4 protein-coding genes, 1 tRNA gene and 1 pseudogene are annotated in these 9,162 nt (G+C 52.1%); 3 read left to right on the forward strand and 3 right to left on the reverse strand.

Going from position 1 to position 9,162, the window contains the following annotated elements; all coding sequences use genetic code 11:
* Nucleotides 1-76: 76 nt before the first annotated feature.
* A pseudogene (locus ACSZO1_RS20590) lies at nt 77-1,077 on the reverse strand (tyrosine-type recombinase/integrase); the annotation flags it as partial.
* A gap of 179 nt (nt 1,078-1,256) precedes the next feature.
* A tRNA-Asn gene (locus ACSZO1_RS20595) sits at nt 1,257-1,332 on the reverse strand.
* Nucleotides 1,333-1,658: 326 nt separating this feature from the next.
* Here ACSZO1_RS20595 and ACSZO1_RS20600 point away from each other — a divergent pair.
* Nucleotides 1,659-2,780 (forward strand): Gfo/Idh/MocA family protein, encoded by a 1,122-nt coding sequence (locus ACSZO1_RS20600; protein ID WP_437615989.1) that lies wholly within the window; start codon nt 1,659-1,661, stop codon nt 2,778-2,780.
* A gap of 151 nt (nt 2,781-2,931) precedes the next feature.
* Here ACSZO1_RS20600 and fumA read toward each other — a convergent pair whose 3' ends face one another.
* A complete protein-coding gene (gene fumA, locus ACSZO1_RS20605; protein ID WP_437615991.1) occupies nt 2,932-4,581 on the reverse strand; it encodes a class I fumarate hydratase FumA in 1,650 nt (549 codons plus the stop codon).
* A 664-nt stretch (nt 4,582-5,245) separates the two neighbouring features.
* On the opposite strand from fumA, the gene ACSZO1_RS20610 reads away from it, so the two are divergent.
* Nucleotides 5,246-8,023: a flavocytochrome c gene (locus ACSZO1_RS20610; RefSeq protein ID WP_437615993.1), complete on the forward strand. Its 2,778-nt coding sequence runs from the start codon at nt 5,246-5,248 to the stop codon at nt 8,021-8,023.
* Nucleotides 8,024-8,098: 75 nt separating this feature from the next.
* Nucleotides 8,099-9,064 carry an FAD:protein FMN transferase gene (locus ACSZO1_RS20615; RefSeq protein WP_437615995.1) on the forward strand — a complete coding sequence of 322 codons (966 nt, stop codon included), beginning with the start codon at nt 8,099-8,101 and terminating at the stop codon, nt 9,062-9,064.
* Nucleotides 9,065-9,162 lie beyond the last annotated feature (98 nt).

The following is a 9,162-nucleotide window of genomic DNA, read 5'->3' on the forward strand; positions in this document are numbered from 1 at the left end:
AGAGCGGGCATCGTGAAAAGTCTATGTCAAAGAAAGGGTTATGTTCTCATAATTGACGATTAAATCGCACCTTCCCTTTGTTGATGGTGTTTTCACTCATAGGTTTCATCGCATCATAACAGCCCGTCAGGATAAAGCCGTCATCACCGTTAACGTCATAGGTGAGGTCTTTTAGCTCTTCCAAAATTGCCAGAGCTTGATTGCACAGAGGAACATAATGTTTCCTACGCATTTTGGCACCACGGCCAGAATGCTTGATCCCTTCAATGGCTTCACGTTGTTCTGGAATAACCCACAAACCGCTTTTGAAATCGATCTCTGACCATCTGGCAAAGCGGAGTTCACTGGAACGCACAAAAATCAGCAAATTGAGTTTTATCGCCAATTGGGTCAATCTGCTACGCCCCTGATAGCCTTCAATACATTCCAGTAGGGTAGGTATCTCTTCTAGCTCGATAGCGGGGCGGTGTTCCGTTTGTGGCTTCTGAACTGCACCTTCCAAGTCATAGGCAGGATTGAAACGGATCATCTTTTGCTGGACGGCATAACGCATGATGGCGGTGGCGTACTGTTTCACCCGCATAGCAATTTCCAGATAACCCAGCTTCTCTATCTTTTTGATGGGAACCAGCAGATCGCCGGTATCCAGTTCAGCTATGTCTTTGTTTCCGATGTCAGGGAACAGGTAAGTTTCAAGACGGGTCCAAACAGAACGCTGATAATATTCCGACCATGTGGTTTTGGTGGCAAACCAGCTTTTGGCAACGGTTTTGAAAGCGCGGGTATTGTTACGTTTCTCTTGAATGGTTTTGTTGTCAGCCTGTTTTTTAGCGCTGGGATCAACGCCAGAAGCTAACAGCTTTTTTGCTTCATCCCGGCGTTGTCTGGCATCAGCCAGTGAAACAGCAGGGTATACACCGATGGAAAACACCTTCTGTTTCCCTTCAAAGCGATAGCCTAGCTGCCAGTATTTGGAGCCGTTGGGATGTACCAGCAGGTAGAGGCCGAACCCGTCAGTGAGCTTCACCGCCTTTTCTGACGGCTTGGCATTTTTTACTTAGTATCAGTAAGTGACATGACGGTTCCCTCCGATTGCTGGTAAAAACGAAATCGAACCAGCCTTACCAGTATTTTTACCAGCAAAAGGGTATGGCTTCGAGCGTTTTTTGGTGAACGAGGGCGAACCTGAAGAAGGAGATAACCAATTGATATAAAGCAAAAAAGCAGACGTCAGTGAACGTCTGCTTTCTCTAAATTGGCTCCTCTGACTGGACTCGAACCAGTGACATACGGATTAACAGTCCGCCGTTCTACCGACTGAACTACAGAGGAATCGTGTGAACGGGGCGCATAATAACGAGAGTGTATCGTCCTGTCAAAGCTTGTTTTCAGCGGAATTTACTGACTGCTGAATAAATCGTCAATGTGCTGTTAATCTGCGCTGCAGGGCACTCGCAGTACCCGCAATGCCAGCCCCATATGGGTTGCGGTCGCCCGATACTGCCCGCCATCATCACTTCACAACACCGTCTAAGACGCTCACCGGTTTGCAACAATCTTCTGAAGGATGATCACAAATATTTCATTTTTCCATTGTGAAGGAATATTTTGAAATATACATTCCAGTTTAATTATTCACCACTTGCGGGAAAATCGGTATGCAAAAGGTAAGGATTGGACTGATTGGGACGGGATATATTGGCCGTTGTCACGCAATCGCCTACGCACAGGCTGCCACCGTCTTTAAGCTGAAAGGCGAAATTGTACGTGAAATGCTGGCAGAGGTGACGCCGGAGCTGGCGCGAAGCCAGGCGGATGCATTTGGTTTTACCCGTTCCACCGGCAACTGGCGTGAGCTGGTCAGCGACCCGAATATTGATGTGGTGGATATCTGCGCGCCTAATTTCCTGCATAAAGAGATGGCGCTGGAGGCGATTCGTCACGGCAAACATGTCTATTCCGAAAAACCGCTGGCGCTGACGGTGGCGGACGCCGAAGAGATGACGCGTGCTGCGCAGCAGGCTGGGGTGAAAACCCTGGTCGGTTTCAACTATATGAAAAACCCCACCAGCCAGCTGGCGCGTGAAATTATTGCCCGCGGCGAAATTGGCGAGGTGGTGCACTTTTACGGCACGCATAACGAAGATTATCTGGCGAGCCCTGATACGCCACTTGACTGGCATTGCCAGAAAGCAAAAGCCGGACTGGGCGCGCTGGGTGACCTGGCGGCACATATTGTCAATATGGCGCACTATCTGGTCGGCGATATCACCGAAGTCAGCGGTGATATGCAGACGGTAATTAAACAGCGTCCGGACCCGCAGGATCGTGCCCGGCTGCTGCCGGTTGAGAACGAAGACCAGGCCAGCGCACTGCTGCGTTTCGCACAGGGCGCACATGGCGTGATTGAAACTTCACGTATTGCCTGCGGCAGTAAAATGGGACTCACTTATGTGGTCACCGGCACCAAAGGCACAATCCGTTACACCCAGGAGCGTATGGCAGAACTGGAGCTGTATCTGCATGACGAACCCGCGGGGCGGCAGGGGTTTAAAACGATTCTGACCGGGCCGGCACATCCTGATTACGCTAATTTCTGTATCTCGGCGGGCCATGGTATCGGCTTTAACGATCAGAAAACGGTCGAGATTCGCGATCTGATTAATGGTATCGCCGCTGGCGATCGCATGTGGCCAGATTTTGCTGAAGGGTTACAGGTTTCGAAAGTGCTGGAAGCGATTGCGGTTTCGGCTATCGAACGGCGCTGGGTAGAGGTTTAAAGAGAAGAGGATGCTCTGACAGGTGATGTCTTCGGGCCTGCCCGTATCATCTGGTTGATTTCCTCCCCCATAATATGGGGGAGGGGGAGTTAGTGCATATTGACCTGTACGGTGATAACAGCTCGTAAAAGGCTACCATTAGGCCAATATGTTATTTACCCGCACATTTCCCACACGCTGAATTCTGAATCTGCGCGAAGAAATCATTGCCCTTATCATCCACCAGAATAAAGGCCGGGAAGTCTTCCACCTCAATCTTCCAGATCGCTTCCATACCCAGTTCCGGATATTCAACACACTCCAGATGACGGATGCTGTTCTGCGCCAGTACCGCTGCCGGGCCACCGATACTGCCGAGGTAGAAACCACCGTGTTTATGACAGGCATCGGTCACCTGCTGACTGCGGTTGCCTTTCGCCAGCATAATCATACTGCCACCATGTGACTGCAGCAGGTCAACATACGAGTCCATACGTCCCGCAGTGGTCGGGCCGAGGGAACCTGACGCGTAACCTTCTGGCGTTTTGGCCGGCCCTGCGTAGTAGACCGGATGATCTTTAATATACTGTGGCAGACCTTCACCATTGCTGATGCGCTCCTGCAGTTTGGCATGGGCGATATCGCGCGCCACAATAATGGTGCCGTTCAGTGACAGTCGGGTGGAAACCGGGTACTGCGCCAGCTGCTGCAGGATCTCGGCCATCGGACGGTTCAGATCCACGCGCACCGCTTCACCTTCACCCGCTTTGCGCAGTTCCTGTGGAATATACTTGCCTGGATTATTCTCCAGTTTTTCCAGCCAGATACCGTCCTGGTTAATCTTGCCTTTAATATTACGGTCAGCAGAGCAGGAAACGCCCATACCTACCGGGCAGGAGGCGCCATGACGCGGCAGACGCACCACTTTGATGTCATGGGCGAAGTATTTACCGCCAAACTGTGCGCCAAGGCCCAGATTACGCGCTTCTTCCATCAGTTCCTGTTCCAGCTGGATATCGCGGAACGCCTGACCATGCGCGTTACCTTCGGTTGGCAGCGCGTCATAGTAACCGGTAGAGGCCAGTTTCACCGTCTTCAGCGTGGCTTCTGCAGAGGTGCCGCCAATCACAAAGGCAATATGGTAAGGCGGGCAGGCAGCGGTGCCGAGGCTGCGCATCTTCTCAACCAGCCAGTTTTTCAGTTTGCCAGGGGACAGCAGCGCTTTGGTTTCCTGGTACAGATAAGTTTTGTTGGCGGAACCGCCACCCTTCGCCATAAACAGGAATTTATACTCAGCACCGTTCACGCTATACAGGTCGATCTGCGCAGGCAGGTTGGTGCCGGTGTTGATCTCTTTATACATATCCAGCGCCACGTTCTGTGAGTAGCGCAGGTTATCTTCGGTGTAAGTGTTGTAGACACCCTGCGACAGCGCAGCTTCGTCATCGCCGCCTGTCCACACCTGCTGGCCTTTTTTGCCGACGATAATCGCGGTGCCGGTGTCCTGGCAGGTAGGCAGAATGCCTTTCGCGGCAATCTCGGAGTTGCGCAGGAACTGCAGCGCCACGTATTTATCGTTCTCACTGGCTTCCGGGTCATGCAGGATATCGGCAACCTGCTGCTGATGTTTTGGCCGCAACATAAATGCCGCATCATGGAAAGCATGTTGTGCCAGCAGCGTCAGCGCCTGTGGATCAACATTGAGCATCGGCTTGCCATTAAATTCTGTAACAGAAACATAATCGCGGCTGAGCAGATAATACTCAGTGTCATCTTTATTAAGCGGGAAGGGTTCCTGATAATGAAATGGTTTATTTGACATTTTTTATCTCACTTAAGATGGTTAAATTAGAAATATTTAAATGACATCCCGGATGCCATTTTTTGATTTTTTATGCCTCTCCAGCTGACACGGTTAAGCTGGGAAGTGTTCAGAAAGTGTGCCGGTAACCTTGTTGTCATCGTTTTTTGCATCGTTATTCGTCACTGGCGTGTTTCAGGTTAAGTGAAACAACACTTACTGCATCTGGATTTCTCTGCTTTAACCCTGCTGTCAGCAGGGCTTTCCCTGAGCATCATAGCACTGAACCGCTGGCAAAATCGCGTGGTAAACCGCTTGTCAGAGGATAAAAACTGTCCGGCCATGATAAGAATAACTTATTCCTTTTTTATGGAATAACCCATTTCAGTTTACTTTTTTAAGTTACAAAACTAAAACGGTAATATTATTGTGAATATCTTTTTAACATCGTTAATTAACTGATGTTGGCGAGATAATAATGTCGCTGCGTCAGCTGACAAACATTGATCTAAAACAGTTTCGCCCGCTATTTCTTACACGGCAGAAAAATGCAGTGATAGACTGCAACCATCAAATAAAATTAAAAACAAATAACCGAATTCCGCTCTGCCCCTTTTTTCTGAATAGAACGGTACAGAATTTAAAGCATCCAAAACATCAGGCAAATTTTATGGAGTCACCCACTATGAGCGATATTACCGACCGCTTGTTCACCCCTTTTCAGCTGCCCAATGGCGTCGAACTGAAAAACCGCTTGCTGATGGCCCCGATGACCACCTGCACCGGTTTCTATGACGGCACCGTCAATAAAGAACTGATCGAATACTATCAGGCACGTGCGGGAAGCATCGGCACCGTGATTGTCGAGTGCTGCTTTATTGATAACCTCGGCCTCGCGTTCCCGGGCGCCATTGGTATCGATAATGACGACAAAATTGAAGGTCTGGCGAAAATCGCGAAGGTGATCAAAGAGAAAGGCTCGAAAGCCATTCTGCAGATCTACCACGGCGGCCGTATGGTGGAGCCGAAACTGATCGGCGGCCAGACCCCGGTCGCGCCAAGTGCGCTGGCCGCGCCACGTGATGGTGCTGCCACACCGCGTGCCCTGAGTACGGCGGAAGTGGCGGGGATGATCACTAAGTTTGGTGAAGCAGTACGTCGCGCGATCGAAGCGGGCTTTGACGGCGTGGAGATCCACGGCGCGAACACTTATCTGATCCAGCAGTTCTACTCTCCTAACTCCAACCAGCGTGACGATGAGTGGGGCGGCAGCCGCGATAACCGGGCGAAATTCCCGCTGGCGGTGCTGGAGATCACTCACCAGATGGTGCAGCAGCATGCTGATCCTTCCTTTATTATTGGCTACCGCTTCTCGCCGGAAGAGATGGAAGTGCCGGGCATTCGCTTTGACGACACCATGTACCTGCTGGAGAAACTGGCGGCGCGCGGCCTGCACTATCTGCACTTCTCTGTCGGCCACACACTGCGTCCGTCCATTGTTGACACGACTGATCCCACTCCGCTGATTCAGAAATATGTTGCCATGCGTTCCGCGCAGCTGGCGCAGGTTCCGGTGATGGGCGTTGGTGGGGTGGTGAACCAGTGTGATGCTGAAGTGGCGCTGGATCATGGCTATGATCTGATTGCCGTTGGTAAAGCTACTATCGCGTATCCGGACTGGACTGACCGCATTATGGCGCAGCAGTCGCTGGAGCTGTTTATCGACAGCAGCAAACGTGAAGCGCTGACTATCCCGGAACCGCTGTGGCGCTTCTCGCTGGTGGAAGCGATGATCCGTGATATGAGCATGAGCGGTAAGAAATTTATGGCCGGTGTGTTCCAGGAGAAAGTGGTGGATGAGAGCCACGAACTGCTGGTGAATGTCAGCCTGGAAAGTGACGGCATTAAAAACATCGAACTGGTGGCGGACAGCCAGCCGGATGCGGCGTTCCTGGACAGCTTTGAGATTATCCGTTCCCGTATTCTTGACGCCAACAGCCCGCACGTCGATGCCGTGACCGGCGCGACCACCCAGAGTGAAGCGGTGAAAAAAGCAGTGTCTAAAGCCCTGGCGAAATCCACTAAAGCAGCGCAACTGGCGGACGGTGGCGAAGCGAAACCACAGCAGTATGATGTGGTGGTGATTGGTACCGGTGGTGCAGGTCTGGCGGCCGCGATTCAGGCCAGCGATGACGGCACCAGCGTGCTGGTGGTGGAAAAAATGCCGGTGATTGGCGGTAACACCATCAAAGCGTCAGCCGGGATGAACGCGGCGGAAACCCGCTTCCAGCGCATTAAAGGTATCAGTGACAGCAAAGAGCTGTTCTATCAGGAAAGCCTGAAAGGCGGCCAGCACAAAAACAACCCGGTGCTGCTGCAGTATTTTGTCGATAATGCGCCGGAAGCGATTGAATGGCTGGCGGATCGCGGTATCGAACTGAACGATATCACCACCACGGGCGGTATGAGCATCGACCGTACGCACCGTCCGGCGGATGGTTCGGCGGTCGGTGGCTACCTGATTAGCGGCCTGGTGAAAAACCTCACTCAGCGCGCGATTGACGTGATGCTGGATACGTCAGTCACGGAAATCGTCAGCGAAGGCAATCAGGTCACTGGCGTGCGTGTGCTGAATGATGACAACGAAGAGCAGCTGATTATCACCAAAGCGGTGGTGGTGGCGACCGGTGGCTTCAGTGCCAACAGTGAGATGGTGGTGAAATATCGCCCGGACCTGGACGGCTTTGTCACCACCAACCACAAAGGTGCCACTGGCGGTGGTATCGCGCTGCTGCAACAGCTGGGGGCGGATACCGTGGATATGGGCGAAATCCAGATTCACCCAACCGTCGAGCAAACCACCTCGTACCTGATTTCTGAATCTATCCGCGGCGGCGGTGCGATTCTGGTGTCGCAGCAGGGCAAGCGCTTCCATAACGAAATGGATACCCGCGATAAAGTCTCTGCGGCGATTATTGCTCTGCCGGAGAAATATGCTTACATCATGTTTGATGAGCAGATTCGGGCGAAAAACAAAGCGGTGGAAGAGTATCTGGCGCGTGGTCTGGTGGTCAGTGCAGAATCACCCAAAGCGCTGGCGGAAAAACTCGATATTGACCTGCATAACCTGCTGGCGACGCTGGAAAACTTCAACGTCGCCGTTGAGAAACAGGTTGATGAAGAGTTTGGTCGCCGCACCGCGCTGCGCCACCCGATTAATCAGGGACCGTTCTACGCTATCCGCATCGCCCCAGGGGTTCACCACACCATGGGTGGCGTGGTGATCAACGGCGAGTCTGCGGTACTGAACAGCGATCAGCAGGTGATTAATGGTGCCTGGGCGGCTGGTGAGGTGGTCGGTGGTATCCACGGTGCGAACCGCATCGGTGGTAACGCCGTTGCCGATATCATTATCTTTGGTATTCAGGCCGGACGAAACGCCGCCGCTTCTGCCCGCGGTTGATCTATAATCTGGCAAGCCCGTGTCCGTTACAGCGGACACGGGCTTTTTTTATTGCTGATGCTGATGAGAAACCGAATGCCGACCACCAATGCTTACACCTACACCCGCGTGCTGATGGGCAGTCCCATCTTTCTCAAGCTGTTTGTCGATAACCCGCCGCTGGTTGAGGAAGTCTATGCGCGTATCGGCGAGCTGGAAGATCAGCTCACCGTCAACCGTGCGCACTCGGAAGTGATGGATATCAACCATGCTGCGGGGAAACATCCGGTCAGCGTCAGCCCGGCGCTGTTTCAGCTGATTAAGCGTGCGACTGAGGTCAGTCTGCTGGCAGGCAGCTGCTTTAACCTGACCATCGGGCCACTGGTGAAACGCTGGAAAATCGGCTTTCAGGGCCATACGGTTCCGCCGCAGGAGGCGATTGATGCCTTGCTGCCGTTAACCGATCCGCACCAGCTGGTGCTGGATGCCAGCAATCACAGTGTTTTTCTGCCGCATGCCGGGATGGAGATTGACCTCGGCGCCATCGCCAAAGGCTATATTGCCGATGTGATTAAGAACCTGCTGTATCAGCGCGGTGTTTACCACGCGATTATCAACCTGGGCGGCAATGTGCAGACGCTGGGTCGCCCGCAAAATGGGCCAAATCAGCAGTGGGCAGTCGGGCTGCAAAAACCCTTTGGCGATAATGGCGAATTAATTGGCATTATTCATGTGGTTAATAAATCGGTGGTGACCTCGGGGATATATGAACGTTATTTCGTCGCCGACGATAAGCTGTATCACCATATTCTTCATCCGCGCACCGGTTATCCTCTGGATAATGAGTTATTCAGCGTCACCATTATTTCTGATGCGTCGATTGATGGTGATATTTACACCACGCTGCTGTATGGCATGGGGGTGGAAAAAGGGCGGGAGTATTTACAGGCTTATCCGCATATCGAAGCGATCTTTGTCACCCGCGATAATAAGGTGATTTTTTCTTCCGATAAGCAGTTTACTTTTACGTTACTGGATAACAGTTATCAGCTGGCAGGGTAAACAGAATATATTGTCGCTCTCCTCCGCGAATTCAGATAATAAGTGCAACGCTTGGTCATGTGGATGGAGGGACGGTTAGCTACCGATAAGCTATCCTG

This window comes from Erwinia sp. V71 (assembly GCF_965644245.1).
Classification (GTDB): Bacteria; Pseudomonadota; Gammaproteobacteria; order Enterobacterales; family Enterobacteriaceae; genus Erwinia.

Excerpts from the sequence above, each read along its gene's own strand:
- ACSZO1_RS20600 (WP_437615989.1), top strand. The coding sequence starts at position 1,659 with ATGCAAAAGGTAAGGATTGGACTGATTGGGACGGGATATATTGGCCGT.
- fumA (WP_437615991.1), bottom strand. The coding sequence starts at position 4,581 with ATGTCAAATAAACCATTTCATTATCAGGAACCCTTCCCGCTTAATAAA.
- ACSZO1_RS20610 (WP_437615993.1), top strand. The coding sequence starts at position 5,246 with ATGAGCGATATTACCGACCGCTTGTTCACCCCTTTTCAGCTGCCCAAT.
- ACSZO1_RS20615 (WP_437615995.1), top strand. The coding sequence starts at position 8,099 with ATGCCGACCACCAATGCTTACACCTACACCCGCGTGCTGATGGGCAGT.